This window comes from Actinoplanes missouriensis 431 (assembly GCF_000284295.1).
Taxonomy (GTDB): domain Bacteria; phylum Actinomycetota; class Actinomycetes; order Mycobacteriales; family Micromonosporaceae; genus Actinoplanes; species Actinoplanes missouriensis.
Map to the genome: position 1 here is coordinate 5,915,747 of NC_017093.1, position 17,126 is coordinate 5,932,872.

The window sequence follows — 17,126 nt, forward strand, 5'->3', positions numbered from 1 at the left end:
TTCATTTCGCCCCTTTTGTCCACAAAGGAGTGTCATGAGATCCGTCCTCGCGATCGCCGCCGTCCTCGCGGCGATCCTCCTCCCCGCCCCCGCCCCCGCGTCCGCGTCCGCCGGTCTTTCGATGCGCGGCGCCGACGTGTCCACCCTCCCCCGCGCGCTCGACCTCGGCGCCAGGTACTACGACGTCCGCGGTCACCGCGACAACCCCTACGACATCCTCAAGCAGGCCGGGGTCAACTACGCCCGGCTGCGCATCTGGAACGATCCGACCAGCGGGTACAGCAACAAGGCGCAGGTGCTGAAGCAGGCCCGCGCGATCAAGGCCAAGGGCCTCAAACTGCTGATCGACTTCCACTACTCGGACACCTGGGCCGACCCGGGCAAACAGTTCACCCCGGCCGCCTGGGAGGGCCACGACCTGACCCAGCTGACCAAGGACGTCTACGACTACACGTACGACGTGTGCACCTCGCTGAAGCGGCAGGGCACCACGCCGGACAGCGTGCAGATCGGCAACGAGATCAACGTCGGCATGCTGTGGCCGGCCGGCTATGTGAACAACAGCGAGTTCGGCCCGGTGTCACAGCTGCTCACCGCCGGTTACGACGCCACCAAGGCCTGTCACCGGCCGACGAATGTCATGGTCCACACGGCCCTGGCCGGCAACATCGACGCGGCGCACTGGTTCTACGACGGGATCACCGCGGCCGGCGCCCGCTGGGACATCACCGCGCTTTCCTACTACTGCATGTGGCACGGCTCGCTCGCCAACCTGGCGACGGTGATCACCGACGTGCGGACGCGGTACGCCAAGCCGGTCGTGATCGCGGAGACCGCGTACCCGTGGACCACCGAGAACTTCGACCACCTGGAGAACATCATCCTGACGCCGGCCCCGTGCGACGGCATCCCGGCGACGCCGCAGGGTCAGGCGCGGCAGTTCCGCGCGGTGCAGGAGACCGCCCGGTCGGCCGGGGCGATCGGCGTCTTCTACTGGGAGCCGACGTGGACCGCGATCGACGGGAACGGCTGGGACACCGAGGACATCGCGAACTCCGGCAACGCCTGGGAGAACATGGCGACGTTCGACGACGGCGGGCGGGTCAACCCGTACATCAGGTGGGTGAAGTGATGGGTCTTCTCCGGATGCTCCTGATCGCGGCGGTGCTCGTCACCCTCACCCCGTCGCCCGCGCAGGCCGCCTCGCTCACCATGCTCGGGGCCGACGTCTCGTCCCTGCAGCGCAGCCTCGACCTGGGCGCGAAGTACTACAAGAACGGGGCCGCCACCGACCCCTACGACATCCTCAAGGGCGCCGGCGCGAACTACATGCGGTTACGTGTCTGGAACAACCCGGCGAGCGGGTACAACAACAAGGCCAAGGTCCTCCAGCAGGCGAAGGCGATCAAGGCGAAGGGCCTGAAGCTGCTGATCGACTTCCACTACTCGGACACCTGGGCCGACCCGGGCAAGCAGTACCCGCCCGCGGCCTGGGCCGCGCACTCGCTCAGCCAGCTGCGGACCGACGTCTACAACCACACCTACGACGTCTGCACCGCGCTCAAGGCGCAGGGCACCACACCGGACAGCGTGCAGATCGGCAACGAGATCAACGTGGGCATGCTCTGGCCGCGCGGCCAGGTCGAGGGCAGCGACTTCGGCCCGCTCGCGTCACTGCTCAAGCAGGGCTACAACGCCACCAAGGCCTGCAACGGCTCGACCCAGGTCATGATCCACACGGCGAACTCGGACAGCCTCACCAACGCCCGCTGGTTCTACAACGGGATCACAGCGGCCGGCGTCACCTGGGACGTCACCGCCCTCTCCTACTACTGCATGTGGCACGGCACCCTCGCGAACCTCTACAACGTCATCACCGACCTGCGCGCCCGGTACGCCAAGCCGGTCGTCGTGGTGGAGACCGCGTACCAGTTCACCAGCGCCGACGCCGACAGCGAGAAGAACTCCATCCCCGGCACGGTGCTCTGCGACAACATCCCGTCCACCTGGGCGGGGCAGGCGCAGCAATTCTCCTGGGTGCAGAACACCGCCCGCAACGCCGGCGCGATCGGCGTCTTCTACTGGGAGCCGACCTGGTACGCCGTGAAGGGCAACGGCTGGGATCCGGCGAACATCAACGGCACCGGCGACGGCTGGGACAACATGGCCACCTTCGACTGGACCGGCAACGTCAACCCCGGTCTGAAGTGGACGCCATGACCCTCGGGGGAATCGTCACAGCGTAGATCCGGCCAGTTCCTGCCAGTCGGCCCGCGCGCCGTCCCGGACCGCCTCGGCGAACCCCGTGTCGCCGAGGCGGCGGCGTGCCTCCCGCTCGATGCGGTCCACGTCCGGGTGGGACGCGTCCCGCATCCCCCGCACGGCGGTGCTCGCCCCGAGCAGCCGGGCCGCCTGTTCCGGCAGGTCCCGGCGCAGCGCCAGGTCGGCGACGCCGATCAGGATCCCGGCGATCAGCGTGGCGTGACCCGCCTCGGCCGCCGCCCGGCAGGCCGACGCGTGATGTGCCCGGGCCGCACCGAGATCCGCGGCGATCCGGCCGCGCAGGTCGTCGGCGACCGCCCGGACCGTCGCCTGCTCCGCCTTGTCGCCCAGCACCGAGGTCGCCCTCTCGATCTGCCGGCGGGCCTCGGCGGTGTCGCCGCGCAGCCGGGCCAGATTAGCCCTGGCCAGGGCGAGTTCGGCGAGGGCGTCCGGCCAGGTGACCCGCTCCGCGCAGCGCTGCGCCTCGGCAATCGCCGCCGCGCCGGCCACCTCGTCACCGAGCATCCAGTACAGCTCGGCCTGCCGGCCCCGCATCTGAATGACGTCCTCCAGGGCGCCGACCTCGGTCACCACGGCGATCGCCTGCTCGTAGAGCTCACACGCGCGGGCGAGCTCGCCCCGCACCGCGATCCGGTCCGCCAGCTCGGTGAGCGCGAAGTAGATGCCGAAGCGTTCACCCTGTGCCCGGAACTCGGTGAGCGCGTCCTCCAGGTAGGCGTCGGCGTCGGCTCCCGCGTACCCCAGATTGATCCTGGTCTTGCCGATGTGCAGCCGGGCGAGCGCCCGGACCCAGGGGTCGGGATTGGACAGCAGCGACTCCCAGGCCGGCAGCGACGCCGCCAGCCCCTGCAGCAGCCGCTCCAGCGGCACGACCAGATCGAGCAGCGGGCTGGCCGGCCCGATCCGCTGCCGCAGCTCGAACGCCTTGCGGATCCACGCGGCCGCCTGGTGCTCGTCCGCGCGCCCGGAGCCCGCGAAGTGCACCACCAGGGCGTACACCGGCGCCTGGATCTCGTCCGGGACCGCGCCGGGCACCTCGGTGGCCGCGGTGATCAGCTCGACGCCCTCGGCCTTGTGCCCGCTGAACCACCAGTACCAGCCGGCGGCTGCCGCGAGCCGCATCGCCTGCTCCGCCTCGCCGGCGGCGATCGCGCCGCGCATCGCCGACCCGATGTTCTCGTGCTCGGCCTGCAGCAGGGCCAGCCATCGCAGCTGGTCGGCGCGGCGCAGATGCGGTTCCGCGGTCTCGGCGAACGCGGTGAAGTAGGCGAGGTGCGCCCGCCGGGCCGACTCCAGCTCCCCTGCCTCGGCGAGCCGCTGCGCCGCGTACTCACCGATGGTGCCGAGCATCCGGTACCGCGGCGCGGTGTCGCCCTCGATGACCAGCAGCGACTTCTCGGCGAGTGAGGTGAGCAGCTCGAGCACGTCCGCCGGCTCCACCCCGTCGCCGTCGCTCGTGCCGGCGCCTTCGCTTTTGCCGGCGCCTTCGCTTTTGCCGGCGCCTTTGCCTTCGTCGGCGCATACCTGCTCGGCTGCCTCCAGGCTCGCCCCGCCGGCGAACACCGCGAGCCGGCGCAGCACCGTCCGCTCCGCGCCGGTGAGCAGCTCCCAGCTCCAGTCGACCACCGCGCGCAGCGTCCGGTGCCGGGGCAGCGCGGTCCGGCTGCCACCGGTGAGCAGCCGGAACCTGTCGTCGAGCCGGTGCGCGAGCTGGTCCAGCGTCATCGTGCGCAGCCGGGCCGCGGCCAGCTCGATCGCGAGCGGCATGCCGTCCAGCGCCCGGCAGACATGCGCCATCGTGGCAAGTGACCCGAGATCCTTGCGTACGGCCTGAGCCCGCTCCCGCAGCAGCCGGACCGCGGGCGAGGACGCGATCTCCTCGGCCCCGGCGTCGCGTCCCGGCAGCCCGAGCGGCTCGACGTGCCACAGCGCCTCACCGGTGATGCCGAGCGGCTCCCGGCTCGTCGCCAGGATCCGCAGCCGGCGGCACTCGCCGAGCAGCCGGTGCGCCAGCGTCGCCGCCTGCTCGATCACGTGCTCGCAGTTGTCCAGGACCAGCAGCAGCTCCCGCTCGCGGATCGCGGTGGCGAGCCGGTCGGTGAGGTCCATGTCCGGCGCGCCGGCCAGCAGCGCGTCACGCAAGCCGAGCCCGGTGATGGTCGCCTGCGCCACGTCCCCGTCGCCGCCGATCGGGGCGAGCTCCACCAGCCAGACGCCGTCCGGCAGGTCCGCGACGAGCGTGCGCGCCGCCTCGGTGGCGAGCCGGGTCTTCCCCGAGCCGCCCGGCCCGATCAGCGTGGTGAGCCGGTGCCCGGCGATCAGCTCGCGGACCGCCGCGACGTCGGCGCCCTTGCCGACGTAACTGGTCAGCTCGGCGCGCAGGTTGGTCCGGCGGTCCACCTCGCGCCGGCCGCCGTCACCGCGCAGCAGAGCCACGTGCAGGGCGGCGAGCTCCGGCGACGGGTCGACGCCGAGCGCGTCCGCCAAGGCCTCCCGGGTCCGCTGGTAGACCTCGAGGGCCTCACTGCTCCGGCCGGCCGCGACGAGCGACCGCATCAGCGCGGCGACCAGCCGCTCCCGCAGCGGGTGCGCGGCCACCAGGGCGGTCAGCTCGGTGACCAGCTCGGGGCCGGCCTCGGCCGCGTACCGGTCCTCCAGCGCCGCCAGCCGCAACCCCTCCAGCCGGGTGACCGCCGCGGCGAGCGCCATGCTGTCCGGCAGGCCGACGTCCTGCATGGCGGCGCCGCGCCAGAGCGCGAGGGCGGCCCGCAGCCGGTCCAGGCGCTCCGGGCCGTCCGTGTCCCTGACCAGCCGCTCGAACCTCACCGCGTCCACGGCGTCCGGGGCCACGGCCAGCCGGTACCCGTCGGCCTGCCCCTCGATCGCGCCCTCCGGCAGGAGTTTGCGCAGGCGGGAGACGAGGCGCTGGAGGGCGTTCGTCGCATCGGCGGGCGGATGATCGCCCCAGATCCAGTCCACGAGCGTCGCCCTCGGCACCACCCGGCCCGGTTCGAGCGCGAGCGCGATCAGGAGCCCGCGCAGTCGCGCGCCCGGAACGTCGGTGAGGTCGCCGTCGTCCGTGCGAACCTCGAACGATCCGAGTACGCCGATATGCACCAGCAGATTTTGCCACGCACCGGCTTTCCGGCCGCGAGCGCGACCGCTTCCCTTGTCGCCCGGCGCGCTGGATCGTCTCGGCGTCACTCGGAGCGCTGCATCGTCTCGGCGTCACTCGGAGCGCTGGATCGTCTCGGCGTCACTCGGAGCGCTGGATCGTCTCGGCGTCACTCGGAGCGCTGGATCGTCTCCGCGATCTGCTTGATCCGGCGCAGGCGGGCGTCCCAGGCCGCGCCGACCTCGGTCAGCTGGCCCACCGCGCGGGCCAGCTGGGCGTCGTCCACCCGGTACCGACGCTCCCGGCCCGCCGGCGCCGAGCGGACCAGACCGGCCCGGTCCAGCACGACGAGATGTTTCGCGACCGCCTGCCGGGTCACCGACATCTGCTGGCTCAGCGACGTGGCCGTGCCGGTGCCGTCGACGAGCATCAGGTCGAGCATCCGGCGCCGGGTCGGGTCGCCGATCGCCGACCAGAGGTCGTCGTCGATCCCGGCTGGAGTCGTTCCGGCTGGAGTCGTTCCGGCTGGAGGCGTTACGGCCGGAGGGGTCACGGCTGGAGGCGCAGCGTCGCGGCGTACGGCGCGATCCGCGGCAGGAAGTGATCCCAGCCGGTGACGTGGTCGCGGTAGCACTGCTCCACCGTAGCGGCCTCCCAGCCGCGCTCCCGGAAACCGGTCTCAGTCATCCTCAGCAGGGTCCCGGCCCCGGACGGGCTCAGCTCGAACGTCACGAGCATCGAGTTGCCGGCCGCCGCCACCTCGCCGGGACCGTGCGTCCACCGGAACCGGAACACCTTCGGCGGCTGCACGTCGACCACGGTGAGCCGCTCGGACGTGTCACCGAAACTGATCACGCCGTCCGCGCCCGGGGCCAGTTCGTAGCTCGCCTCGTCCGGCCACCAGCCCCTGATGTGCTCGGGGCTGCTGACCACCTCGAAGACCACCTCGGGCGTCGCCTCGACGTAGATCTCCCGCTCGATAGATCCGAATTCCATCTCATCCTCCTGCAACCATTGGTTGCATATCACGTTAGTCGCCACCGCGTCATCACGCAACCATTGGTTGCGTTTGATCTCCGGGGCGGTGTCGTCCGTACCATCGGGCACGCACGTCACGGGAGGACAGCACCATGGTCAGCATCGGCACGGCACGAACCCGGCGGCCGGACGCGGTCAGCGGCTCCGCGATCGTCCTCACCGCCAACGCCGGGGTACTGGCGTTCCTCACCGTGATCGGCGCGTTGTTCCTGCTCTTCCTCTTCGGCGACGAGGACGGCACATGGCAGCGCCTGTGGCCGCTCGTCGCCGGATGGGTGGTCACCGCCGGGCTGGCCACCGCCAACGCGATGGTGACGATCCGGTTCGCGCGGCGGCCCGCGGACGCGCCCCGCCCGTCGGACGCCGCGGTGGCGCTGATGACCTCCGTGGTGGCGGCGCTGCTGCTGGCGTTCTCCGCCTCGACGCCGGGTCTGCTGCTGGCGGCGGCGCCGTTCGCGCTGGCCAACGCGGCGGCAGCGTGGTTCCTGTACAGCGCGGCGCGGGTCGCGGAGCCGGTCGCCGCGTTCCCGTTCCCGTTCCCGGACGATGGTGCCTTCACCGAGTCCGACCTGGACCTGCTCACCGGCGGCGACCCGCTCCCCGAGGACCCCGACGCGCCGAACCCCGACGCGCCGAACCCCGACGCGCCGAACCCCGACGCGCCGGGCCTCGGCCTGCCGGACCTCGACGCGCCGGCGGGGGACCTCGATGCCGAACCCGCGGTGATCCCGCCGCCGATGATCGCGTCCTCGGCTCTCCCCCGCCGTCCCCGCCGCCGCAGCCGGGCCGCGCTGCACACGCTCCGCGGCATCCAGCTCCCGCGCCGCGCCAGGATCCGCTAAACTCCCGTGAGCTCCGGGAACGTCCCGAACGGCCCGACCGGCCCGGACGCCATGGTCATCCGCAGGCTGCCGGCCGGTACCCGCTCCAGCGGCGGCAACGCCGGCGGCTGCGTGGTGACCCCGAGCGTGATGTGCGGCCGGAAGTCCTCCCCCACCAGCCCGAGCGCCGGCATCCCGAGCCCGAGGAACTCCCGGTGCAGCTCGTCCAGGCCGGGCCGCCGGATCACCTCGAGCCCGAAGTAGTACCCACCCGACGGAACGTAGTAGTCACCAGGCGGCACGACCGCATACAGCAGTCCGATCACGGTCACTTCAAAAGACCTTTCCCGGTACGGGTGAGCAGCCGTCACCATCTCCGGGATCCGGTCGTCCGCACAGTCGGCATGAAGCACCGACACATGCGGCGGGGCATCGTCACCGAGCAGCATCAGCGGCTCCCGGCCGGCCCCGATCTCCTGCGACAGATCCACCAGCGCCCGCGACACGCCCGCGTCGGGCACCAGCACCACTCCGTAAGCCACAACGATCACGCCTTCCCGCGCCGAGGCGACCATTGTGTCAGCCGGAAGAGGTGCCGCCCGCCGCGTGGGACGCGACGGGCGGCGTGGTGCAACACTGTCCCGGACTCAGACGGACGTGGACTCCGACGCGGTGTCCGCGGAATCCGCGTGCGGCTCCGGGGTGACGCGAGTGCCCGGCGACCCAGCCGACGACCCCGCCGACGCGGAGACCGACGAGCCGGCCGACGACGCGCCCGACGGCGAGGCCGACCGGGAGGCCGACGACTCCGACGACGCCGAGGCCGACGGCTTGCGCTCCAGCGCCGCGCCCTCCACGTCCAGCTCCGGGAGCCACCGCAGCCACGACGGCAGCCACCAGGCGGACCGGCCGAGGAGGGCGAGAGCCGCCGGCACCGCGATCATGCGGACGATGAACGCGTCGAAGGCGATACCGACGGCCAGCGCGAACGCGATCGGCTTGATGGTGTCGTTGCCCTCCGGGACGAACGCCGCGAACACCGCGAACATGATGGTGGCGGCGGCCACCACCACCGGGGCGGCCTGGCGGAAACCGGTCACGATCGCGTCCCGCGGCGACGCGCCGTGGGCGTGCGCCTCGTGCATGCGGGAGACCAGGAAGACCTGGTAGTCCATGGCCAGACCGAAGAGGATGCCGACGATGATGATCGGCGCGAGGCTCAGGATCGGGCCGGTGGAGCCGGCGTTGACCGCGTCGGCGGCCCAGCCCCACTGGAAGACGGCGACCGTGGCGCCGAACGCCGCGCCGATCGTGAGCAGGAAGCCGAGCACGCCGACGACCGGCACCAGGATCGAGCGGAAGACGAGCACCAGCAGCACGAACGCGAGGCCGACGACGAGCGCGAGGTAGACCGGGAGCGCGTCGTTGAGCTTCTGCGACACGTCGATGCTGACCGCCGTGTTGCCCGTCACGTAGACCTCGGCGCCGTCGGCGTCCGGAACGGTGTCCCGGATCGCGTGCACCAGGTCGACGGTCTTCTGGTCCTCGGGACCGGACGCCGGAATGATCGTGATGAGGGCGGCCGACTGGTCCTGGTTGGGCTGCGCCGGGGTGGCGAGCGCGACGTCCGGCAGGGACGCGACCTGCTTCTGCACGGTGGTCGCATACTGCACCGCGTCCGGGCCGTCGACGAGCACGAGCAGCGGGCTGCTCACGCCCGGGCCGAACCGGCTGTCGATGATGGCCTGCGCCTTGGCCTGGGTGCTGCCCTCGGCGGCGCGCTGGTTCAGCGTGGTCTGCATCGAGAAGAACGGGATGGCGATCACGGCGAGCGCCGCGACGGCGAGGACCAGGCTGATCGTGCGCTGCCGGGTGACGAGGTCGGCCCAGCCCTTGATGAAGCCGCGACCGTCCGGGAGAACGTCACCGTGGACGCCGCGCTGCTTCTTCGGCAGGGCACGCAACCCGATGAAGCCGAGGATCGCCGGGACCAGGGTAATCGCGACCAGCACCGCGATCACGATCGTGGCGGCGGCGGCCAGACCCATCTCGGTGAGGAACGGGATGCCGACCACGGAGAGACCGGCCAGCGCGATCACCACGGTGAGGCCGGCCGTGACGACGGCGGAGCCGGCGGTGCCGACGGCCATCGCGGCGGACTCCTCGACCGGCAGGCCGCGGCGCAGCTCGTGCCGGAACCGGGTGACGATGAAGAGCGCGTAGTCGATGCCGACGGCCAGGCCCAGCATGACCGCGAGGATCGGGGTGGTGGACTGCAGGTCGACGAAGCCGGTCAGGGTGACGATGCCGGCCGCGCCGATGCCGACGCCGACGATCGCGGTCAGCAGGTTCATGCCGGCGGCGACGAGCGAGCCGTAGGTCAGCGCCAGCACGATCAGCGCCACCACGACGCCCAGGATCTCGGAGGCGCCACCGATGTCGGCCGGGTTGCTGAGCGCCTCGCCCTCGGCCTCGACGGTCATCCCGAAGGAGCGGGCGTCCTCCACCTTGTCGATGATCGACTCGCGTTGCTCGTCGGTGACCAGCGAGGGCTGCACGTCGAAGGTGACGGTGCTGTACGCGGCGACCTGGTCCCGGGAGACCGCCGGGTTGGCCTCGTCGAGCGGGTTGCTGACCGACACCACCCCCGGCACCTGGCCCAGCGACGCGACCGTCTTGGCGATCTGCGCCGCGTTGTCCTGGCTGGTGACTGTCTCACCGGCGGGTGCCTCGAACACGACCTGCACGGTGGCGCCGGCCGACGCCGCGCCGAACTTCTCCTTCATCAGGTCCAGGGCCTTGGTCGACTCCTGGCCGGGGATGCTGAACGTGTTCGCGGTGGTGCCGGAGAGGGTGGCCGCGCCGACCCCGACGGCCACGAGAGCCAGCAGCCAGACGACGGTGACGACGATTCTGTGCCGTACGGACGCCAGCCCGAGGCGATGCAACAACGTTGCCATGAGGGTTCCCTTGTTCAGTGTGTGCTGTGTCCGAGAGCGTCGTAACCGACCTCGGCGAGGCCGGACAGGGCATCGGGGCCGAAGACGTCGCGCAGGGCCACGCTGGCCACCGCGATCGCGCCGAGCGCGCCGACCTTGCGCAGCGCACGGACCGGGTCGCAGAGGAACTCCTCACCGAACGCGGCGGTGATCGCCGCGCCGATCTCGGTGAGCGCCTGACCCATCTCACTCTCCGGTTCGCTGACCAGGGAGGAGAGCAGGAGCGCCACCGCGCCGGGCTGGGCGAGCGCCAGCTCGGCCACGGCGGTGATCACGGCCCGGTCCCGCTCCGGCCCGACCGGCAGATCCGACACCCCGGCGGCGGTGTCACGGATCTGCTCGACGCAGCGCCCGATGACCGCCTTCTGCAGGGCCTCCTTGCTGGGAAAGCGGTGCAGGAGCCCGGTCTTCGAGTAGCCCACCGTGTCGGCGATGCGCTGCACCGACGTCTCCCGGAAGCCGTGGCGGGCGAAGAGCCCGGCGGCGGCGTCGAGGATCTCGTCGTCGATCTGCTGCTTGGTGGGGCGGGGCATAAGGACCACGGTAGTCCGCGATGGACCAGGATGGTCGGTGAGGGACCGTGGTGGTCCCCACACCGTGTTCTGCTAGGTTTCGGGGTTCCCGCCGAGGAAAGGGATAAACCCGGCGAGGTACGGGTCCGGCCCGTCCAGTGCCTTCCCGAACACCACGTCGTCCCCGTCGCACTCGACGTGGTAGACAGGCAGATGGATCGGATATGTCCGGGTGGTCGTGGCGGTCACCGGTTCGACCGGCCCGGTGAAGTCGCCGGCGTCCCGGCGCGCCAGCAGCCGGTCCACCGCGTCGTCCGGCAGCGGCCGCCCGCCGACCGCACGGAAGACCGTCCCGTCCAGCGTCAGCGACGGCGCCGGCAGCCACACCGAGCGGATCACCGTCGGGTACGGCACCGGCTCCCCCCGGAACCCGTCGAACCGCAGCACCATCCGCCGTCCCGGGGACAACCGGTACCGCCGGCCGTCCGCGACCGAGCGGCGGCCCAGCGCGGTGAGGCTCAGCTCGTCACCGTCCCCGACCAGGTGACCGATCCCGGCCAGGTGGCGGACCGCCCGGGCCACGAGCGGCGGCTCCACCCCGAGGAACTCGGCCAGCTCGGCGGTCCGGGTCAGGCCGCCCTCGGCGACCGCCCGGGACAGGTAGCGGTCCAGCACGTCGTAGGACTGGGACTCGCGCACGGTCGCGGTGACCTCGACGGCCCACATCGGCAGCAGCAACGGGACGATCCGCCGCGGCCGGATCCCCGGAAGGGCGTCCACCCGTCGCGCGATCTCGGTCAGCGGCAGGTGGGCCGGTTCGGTCATGGCGCGCTTCGCAGACGTACGCGATTGGCGGCCGGCGCCCTTTCCAGGAGACGGTTCAGCACGCTCGTGGTCAGCAGCCCGGCCACCTCGTCCGGCACCAGCGCCGCGCCGACGTCCCGCAACGGCCCGCGTCCCGTGTCACCGGCGAGCACCGCCCGCCGGGCCCGGACCAGCGGCACGAGCGCGGACGGCAGCGCGGTCCGGCCCGCGTCCACGAGCACCACCAGGTCGAACTCCAGCTCGCCGTGATCGGGCCGGCCCGCGCCGAGGCAGGTCGTCGCCACCACGTCGGCGTATCTGAGCAGCTCGGCGTGGAGCTGACGGCTCGGCCGCGCGGCCCGCTGACGCCACTCGCGCAGCAGCCCGGCGCGGCTGCGCAGCATCGGCTCCAGGCCGGTGCAGTGCTCGGCAAAATCGGACAGGCCCGGCACGTCAGCGGTCCACGCCGGCTCCGGGGCCACGCCGTCGAGGAGCTGGCACACCCGATGCGCGGAGCGTTCGGCGGACTCCAGGGCACGGTGCGCGGCCAGGCCGGCGAACGCGGCACGGTCGGCGGCGGCCCGGACCGCGGCGTCCTGCTCGACCTCCTTCTTGAGGCGGTCGTGGTGTTCCGCGTACTCCTGGCGGGCCCGTGCCAGCGCCTCCCGCGCCTGGTCCGCGGCGGGGATCGCCACGGCCAGCCGGGCACGCAGGCGCCCGGCCCGCCACCTGCCGAACCGTGATCCCTCCGCCCGGCGCAGCGACGCGCCGAGCCGTTCCACCGCGTGACCGGCGAGCGCGGCGGCCCGCTCGGCGGCCTCGACGGCCTGCCACCGATCCCGGACCGGGCCACCGAGTCGCTGCCGGGTCTCCTCGGCGATCGTGTCTCGCTCGGCGCAGGCCCGGTCGGCGCGCTGCCGCTCCTGATCGGCTTCGGCGAGCGCGCTGGTCAGGCGTTTCAGCCAGCCCATCGCGGGCGACGGCTCGCCGAGCCACGGTTCGAGCCGGTGCGCGGCGGCCTGCGACCGGGCCAGGATCCGCCGCTGCGTCTCGGCCGCCGCCGCGGCGACGGTGCCCGGTCCCCCGCCGGGCAGGTCCGCGCGCACCACGATCGGCCCGGGCGGCAGCCGGGTCATCACGGCATCGACGGCCGCCGTCTCCGGGGCAGTGATCAGCACCCGCTCACCGCGCTCCGCGGCGGCGCGCACGATCTCCACGACGGTCAGGGTCCGGGCCGCACCGGGCGGCGCGACAAGACAGAGCAGATCCGGTACGGCCAGCGCCCGCCGCACCGCCTCCACCCGGTCCGGGGCCGTCCCCTCCCCGGCAGAGCGGCGCCCCGCCCCGCCGGAGGGCTCGGCCGGCGGGGGCACATCCGGCCCCGCCCCGCCGGACGGCTCGGCCGGCGGGGGCACATCCGGCGCCGGGCAGCCGGGCGACGCGGCCGGCCAGGGTGGGCCGGGTGGAGCGAAGCGGCCCTCGGCCACCAGCGCGAGCAGGCCCGGATTGGCGGTGGCACCGGCGCGCAGGCGGACGATCGCGTCGCGCTGGATGCGTTCGGCCAGGCCCGGGTCGATGAGGCCGGCGCCGGACTCGGCGAAACCGGCGCTGCGCTCCACGAAACCGGCGCCGGGCTCGACGGAACCGTCACCGCGCTGCGCCGGGACCCGCTCGGCTGCCGCGTCGAGCCCGTGAGCGGCGGCCACCGCGAGTTCCAGGGTGGCGCAGAAGCGGTCGTTCCGGTACCGGACCGGCTGTTCTCCACCGCCCGGTCCCGGCGCGGGCCGGCGCTGCGCCGGACGGCCCGCAGCGCCGCTCCCCGGCCCGCCGGATCGCTGTCCCGCGCCGGAGAAGGCATCGACACCGATGGAACCGTCGCCACCCGGCTCGTGGCGATCGCGGTCATCGCGATCTAGATCGACAGGGGTCGACGCCATCCGCTCACCATAGATGCGCTCCGGCCGCCCCAACAAACACGCTTTGTGCGCTTTCCTTCACCGCGAACGCCCGGAAAGCGCTCCCATCCCACGATCACCGGCCTGCCGCGCACCCCGGGGCACCCCTCGTCAATTCACGCGTCCGGGTGACGTGCGGGGCAGGACGCCGGCCCGCCCCGGCGTACCTGAATCTCTGTTTGACGGGCTCTTCCGCCTGGTGATTCGATCAACTCTCCCGAACAGATCGGACCTGGAGTCATGCCCGTGGTTCTTCCCTCAGCTGACCTGCTCTTCGTCGGCGGCCGGGTCTTCACCGCCGATCCGGCCCGCGGCCACGCCACGACGGTCGCGGTGCGGGACGGCCGGATCCAGGCGGTCGGCACCGACGAGGTACGCGACCTGGCCGGCCCGGACACCGAGATCGTCGACCTGCGCGGCCGGCTGCTGCTCCCCGGCTTCCAGGACGCGCACGTGCACGCGGTGATGGGCGGCGTCGAGCTGAACCAGTGCGACCTGACCAACACCACCGATGTGGAGGAGTACCTGCGGCGGGTCCGGGCGTACGCCGACGCGCACCCGGAGCTGGAGTGGATCTCCGGGGGCGGGTGGGCGATGGAGAGCTTCCCCGGCGGGGTGCCCGGGCGGGAGCTGCTGGACCGGGTGGTGCCGGACCGGCCGGTGTTCCTCTCCAACCGCGACCACCACGGCGCCTGGGTCAACAGCCGTGCCCTGGAACTGGCCGGGATCACCGCGGACACCCCGGACCCGGAGGACGGCCGGATCGACCGGGCGCCGGACGGCTCCCCCGCGGGCGGCCTGCAGGAGGGTGCGATGCGGCTGGTCACCGACCTGCTGCCGGAGACCACCGCCGCGGACCGGCTGGCCGGCCTCCACCGGGGGCAGGAACTGCTCTTCTCGCTCGGCGTCACGGCCTGGCAGGACGCGATGGTGTGCGCGACCAACGGGTACCCGGACGTGTCCGACGCGTACCTGACCGCGGCGCGGGACGGGTCGCTGCGGGCCACCGTGGTCGGCGCGCTCTGGTGGGACCGGGACCGGGACGCGTCGCAGATCCCGGAGCTGGTCGCGAAGCGGGAGACGTTCACCGTCGGGCGGCTGCGCTGTGACAGCGTGAAGCTGATGCTCGACGGGGTGGCGGAGAACTTCACGGCCGCGATGACCGCGCCCTACCGGGACGGCTGCGGCTGCGCCACCACGAACACCGGGCTCTCCTTCATCGACCCGAAGGCGCTGCCGGACTACGTGACGGCACTGGACGCGCTCGGCTTCCAGGCGCACTTCCACGCGCTCGGCGACCGGGCGGTGCGCGACGCGCTCGACGCGGTGGCCGCCGCCCGGGCAGCGAACGGGTTCCGCGACACCCGGCCGCACCTCGCCCACCTGCAGGTGGTGCACCCGGACGACGTGCCGCGCTTCCGCGAGCTGGGTGCGAGCGCGAACCTGCAGGCGTACTGGGCGTCGCACGAACCGCAGATGGACGAGCTGACCATCCCGTTCCTGGACCCGGCGGCCGCGGTGCACCAGTACCCGTTCGGCGATCTGCTGCGGGCCGGCGCGCACCTGGCGGCCGGCAGCGACTGGCCGGTCACCACCCCGGACCCGATCGAGGCGATCCACGTGGCGGTGAACCGGGCGCACCACGGCAGCGACTACCCGCCGTTCCTGCCGGGGCAGGAGCTGGACCTGGCGACGGCGCTGACCGCGTACACGGCGGGGTCGGCGTTCGTGAACCACCTGGACGACCGCGGGGTGATCCGCGCCGGGAACGTGGCCGATCTGGTCGTGCTGGACCGCGACCCGTTCGCCGCGCCGGCCGCTGAGATCGGCGCGGCGTCGGTGGCGCGCACCTACGTCGACGGTCAGGTCGTCTACGCGGCATGAGATGACAGCCGCATGAGACGACAGCCGCATGAAGAAGGCCCGGGGAGATCCCCCGGGCCTTCCGCTCACTTCTCGGTGGGCTCGTCCGCGTCGTCGGGCTCGTCCGCGTCGTCGGCGTGCCGCGGCTGCGCCGGCGCCTGCGACGCCTCCAGCTCCTCGGCGACCGGCTCCTCGTCGATCACCTCGGCGGCGATCTGCGGCGCGTCCATCCAGAGCGCCCGCAGCTGGCTCTGCATGAACGCGGTGAGCCGGCCCCGGTAGTCGCGGTCGAAGTCCTCCAGGGCCTCGATCTGCTGCTGGAGCGCCTCACGCTTGGCGCCCAGGCTGCCGACCACGTCGTCGTAGCGCTGCTGTGCCTGGTGGCGCAGTTGCTCGGCGCCGGCCATCGCGTCCGCGCCGATCGTCTCGGCCCGGGCGCGGGCGTCCGCCACGATCTTCTCCCCGGTGCGCCGGGCCTCCTCGGCGCGGGCCTGCGCGTCGCGGGCCATCTGCTCGGCCGCGGCGCGCGCCTCGGCCAGCACCCGGTCGGCCTCCCGGCGTACGTTGTTCGCGTGCGCCTGCGCGTCCCGGGCGATCTGCTCGGCAGCGGCCAGGGCATCCGTGCGGATCTTGTCCGCGTGGTGCTGGGCGCTCGCCACGTGCTCCTCGGCGGTGCGCTGAGCCAAGGCCAGCACCTGGAGCGCCTGGTTCGGCAGGCCGGGGTTGGGCGCGATCATCGCGTGCTCCGAGGTCTCATTGTCGGTCCCATTGAGCAGCACTTCGACACGTTCCTTATCTCATTGTCAGCAGTCCGGCCCCGGGGTTCCCGACGGAGCACGTCCATGATCGGCGGATGCTACCAAGCTGAGCTGCCCGGATGCGAGATCGCAGCGGTGAACGAACGATCACGCCGAGCGGTCTATTTCCGGAAGCGAGCACAAAAGGGATACGGCTCCCCATAAGCTCAGGAAACTTCTGTTCTCTCTCCCCTGAGGTTGAGCCATGCGATGCCGCCGCGTGCTGGTCACGGTCCTCACCACCACGGTGGCCGCCGGTGTCGCGCTGCTCCCGGCGCCCGCCCGGGCCGCCGGCCTCACCGTCGCCTTCTGGCCCATGAACGAGGCCCGCGGCGCCCACCGGATGATCGACACCAGCGGCAACGGCCGGCACGGCCGGATCGGGAACGAGGTCGCCATCGGGGAGTCGCTCGGCGACGACGGCGGTTACCGCTTCGAGCGGCTGGAGCCGGACACCCCGCCGCCCCACCCCGGCCATCTGGTCGTGGTCCCGGACGACTCGTCCCTCGATCCCGGCACCGACGACTTCGCCGTGACGGTCCGGCTCCGCACCACCAACAAGTTCGGCAACATCATCCAGAAGGGCCAGGCCACGGTCGCCGGCGGCAACTTCAAGCTGCAGATACCGAGCGGGCGGGTGGAGTGCACGTTCCGGGGGCCGAAGGCATTCCTCGAGGTGGTCGCGCCGTACGCGATCAACGACGGGGATTGGCATGTGGTGCGGTGCGTCCGCGTACCGGAAGGGGTGTTCCTGACGATCGACGGCCGGGAGGTCGCCTCGCGCAGCGGATGGACCGGCCCGATCGCGAACTCCTGGCCGATCACGATCGGCGGCAAGCTGGACTGCGACCAGGTGGAGGTCGGCTGTGACTACTACGCCGGCGACCTGGACTACATCATGATCGAGGCCATGCGCTCCCACTGGTGAAACGCATGGCC

At 72.4% G+C, this 17,126-nt stretch carries 15 protein-coding genes; 6 read left to right on the forward strand and 9 right to left on the reverse strand.

What is annotated here, in order from left to right; translation table 11 throughout:
* The first annotated feature begins 34 nt into the window (after window positions 1-34).
* Entirely contained in the window at window positions 35-1,132 is a 1,098-nt protein-coding gene (locus tag AMIS_RS27300; protein WP_014445659.1) for a glycoside hydrolase family 53 protein, read from the forward strand.
* Window positions 1,132-2,220 carry a glycoside hydrolase family 53 protein gene (locus tag AMIS_RS27305; protein WP_157435098.1) on the forward strand — a complete coding sequence of 363 codons (1,089 nt, stop codon included), beginning with the start codon at window positions 1,132-1,134 and terminating at the stop codon, window positions 2,218-2,220. The genes AMIS_RS27300 and AMIS_RS27305 overlap by 1 nt, the downstream gene beginning before the upstream one ends.
* Window positions 2,221-2,235: 15 nt before the next feature.
* Here AMIS_RS27305 and AMIS_RS27310 read toward each other — a convergent pair whose 3' ends face one another.
* The 3 genes from AMIS_RS27310 to AMIS_RS27320 all read right to left on the reverse strand — a co-directional run bounded on the left by AMIS_RS27310 (window position 2,236) and on the right by AMIS_RS27320 (window position 6,394).
* Window positions 2,236-5,400 carry a BTAD domain-containing putative transcriptional regulator gene (locus tag AMIS_RS27310; RefSeq protein WP_014445661.1) on the reverse strand — a complete coding sequence of 1,055 codons (3,165 nt, stop codon included), beginning with the start codon at window positions 5,398-5,400 and terminating at the stop codon, window positions 2,236-2,238.
* A gap of 167 nt (window positions 5,401-5,567) precedes the next feature.
* Window positions 5,568-5,888 carry an ArsR/SmtB family transcription factor gene (locus AMIS_RS27315; RefSeq protein ID WP_041831330.1) on the reverse strand — a complete coding sequence of 107 codons (321 nt, stop codon included), beginning with the start codon at window positions 5,886-5,888 and terminating at the stop codon, window positions 5,568-5,570.
* Between the two features lie 59 nt (window positions 5,889-5,947).
* Window positions 5,948-6,394, reverse strand: coding sequence for an SRPBCC domain-containing protein (locus AMIS_RS27320; protein ID WP_014445663.1), 447 nt, complete (start codon window positions 6,392-6,394; stop codon window positions 5,948-5,950).
* A gap of 134 nt (window positions 6,395-6,528) precedes the next feature.
* On the opposite strand from AMIS_RS27320, the gene AMIS_RS27325 reads away from it, so the two are divergent.
* Window positions 6,529-7,278 carry a hypothetical protein gene (locus tag AMIS_RS27325; protein WP_014445664.1) on the forward strand — a complete coding sequence of 250 codons (750 nt, stop codon included), beginning with the start codon at window positions 6,529-6,531 and terminating at the stop codon, window positions 7,276-7,278.
* On the opposite strand, the gene AMIS_RS27330 is transcribed toward AMIS_RS27325, so the two are convergent.
* The 5 genes from AMIS_RS27330 to AMIS_RS27350 form a co-directional block, all read right to left on the reverse strand.
* Window positions 7,275-7,799, reverse strand: coding sequence for a 2'-5' RNA ligase family protein (locus AMIS_RS27330; RefSeq protein WP_157435100.1), 525 nt, complete (start codon window positions 7,797-7,799; stop codon window positions 7,275-7,277). The two genes, AMIS_RS27325 and AMIS_RS27330, sit on opposite strands and share 4 nt — an antisense overlap.
* Before the next feature lie 105 nt (window positions 7,800-7,904).
* Complete coding sequence (locus AMIS_RS27335) at window positions 7,905-10,217, reverse strand: MMPL family transporter (RefSeq protein ID WP_014445666.1); 2,313 nt, start codon at window positions 10,215-10,217, stop codon at window positions 7,905-7,907.
* A 14-nt stretch (window positions 10,218-10,231) separates the two neighbouring features.
* A complete protein-coding gene (locus AMIS_RS27340) occupies window positions 10,232-10,789 on the reverse strand; it encodes a TetR/AcrR family transcriptional regulator (protein WP_014445667.1) in 558 nt (185 codons plus the stop codon).
* A 72-nt stretch (window positions 10,790-10,861) separates the two neighbouring features.
* The gene (locus tag AMIS_RS40860; RefSeq protein ID WP_014445668.1) at window positions 10,862-11,593 is read right to left on the reverse strand and encodes a helix-turn-helix domain-containing protein; all 732 of its coding nucleotides are present in this window, start codon (window positions 11,591-11,593) and stop codon (window positions 10,862-10,864) included.
* Window positions 11,590-13,278 (reverse strand): AAA domain-containing protein, encoded by a 1,689-nt coding sequence (locus AMIS_RS27350; RefSeq protein ID WP_041830098.1) that lies wholly within the window; start codon window positions 13,276-13,278, stop codon window positions 11,590-11,592. Before AMIS_RS27350 ends, AMIS_RS40860 begins: the two co-directional genes overlap by 4 nt.
* Between AMIS_RS27350 and AMIS_RS43455 the strand changes: the two genes are divergently transcribed.
* Together AMIS_RS43455 and AMIS_RS27360 are read left to right on the forward strand one after the other, a co-directional pair.
* Window positions 13,264-13,488, forward strand: coding sequence for a hypothetical protein (locus AMIS_RS43455; protein WP_041830099.1), 225 nt, complete (start codon window positions 13,264-13,266; stop codon window positions 13,486-13,488). The genes AMIS_RS27350 and AMIS_RS43455 overlap by 15 nt on opposite strands.
* Window positions 13,489-13,767: 279 nt before the next feature.
* Window positions 13,768-15,411, forward strand: a complete 1,644-nt coding sequence (locus AMIS_RS27360) for an amidohydrolase (protein ID WP_014445670.1) — start codon at window positions 13,768-13,770, stop codon at window positions 15,409-15,411.
* A gap of 65 nt (window positions 15,412-15,476) precedes the next feature.
* Here the strand turns inward: AMIS_RS27360 and AMIS_RS27365 are convergent, their stop codons facing one another.
* Window positions 15,477-16,127, reverse strand: a complete 651-nt coding sequence (locus tag AMIS_RS27365; protein ID WP_231859103.1) for a hypothetical protein — start codon at window positions 16,125-16,127, stop codon at window positions 15,477-15,479.
* A gap of 265 nt (window positions 16,128-16,392) precedes the next feature.
* Here AMIS_RS27365 and AMIS_RS27370 point away from each other — a divergent pair, with 265 nt between their 5' ends.
* Complete coding sequence (locus tag AMIS_RS27370) at window positions 16,393-17,115, forward strand: LamG-like jellyroll fold domain-containing protein (protein WP_014445672.1); 723 nt, start codon at window positions 16,393-16,395, stop codon at window positions 17,113-17,115.
* Window positions 17,116-17,126 lie beyond the last annotated feature (11 nt).

Coding starts and splice junctions, on each gene's coding strand:
- AMIS_RS27300 (WP_014445659.1), top strand. CDS start 35: ATGAGATCCGTCCTCGCGATCGCCGCCGTCCTCGCGGCGATCCTCCTC.
- AMIS_RS27305 (WP_157435098.1), top strand. CDS start 1,132: ATGGGTCTTCTCCGGATGCTCCTGATCGCGGCGGTGCTCGTCACCCTC.
- AMIS_RS27320 (WP_014445663.1), bottom strand. CDS start 6,394: ATGGAATTCGGATCTATCGAGCGGGAGATCTACGTCGAGGCGACGCCC.
- AMIS_RS27325 (WP_014445664.1), top strand. CDS start 6,529: ATGGTCAGCATCGGCACGGCACGAACCCGGCGGCCGGACGCGGTCAGC.
- AMIS_RS27335 (WP_014445666.1), bottom strand. CDS start 10,217: ATGGCAACGTTGTTGCATCGCCTCGGGCTGGCGTCCGTACGGCACAGA.
- AMIS_RS27340 (WP_014445667.1), bottom strand. CDS start 10,789: ATGCCCCGCCCCACCAAGCAGCAGATCGACGACGAGATCCTCGACGCC.
- AMIS_RS40860 (WP_014445668.1), bottom strand. CDS start 11,593: ATGACCGAACCGGCCCACCTGCCGCTGACCGAGATCGCGCGACGGGTG.
- AMIS_RS27360 (WP_014445670.1), top strand. CDS start 13,768: ATGCCCGTGGTTCTTCCCTCAGCTGACCTGCTCTTCGTCGGCGGCCGG.
- AMIS_RS27365 (WP_231859103.1), bottom strand. CDS start 16,127: ATGATCGCGCCCAACCCCGGCCTGCCGAACCAGGCGCTCCAGGTGCTG.
- AMIS_RS27370 (WP_014445672.1), top strand. CDS start 16,393: ATGCGATGCCGCCGCGTGCTGGTCACGGTCCTCACCACCACGGTGGCC.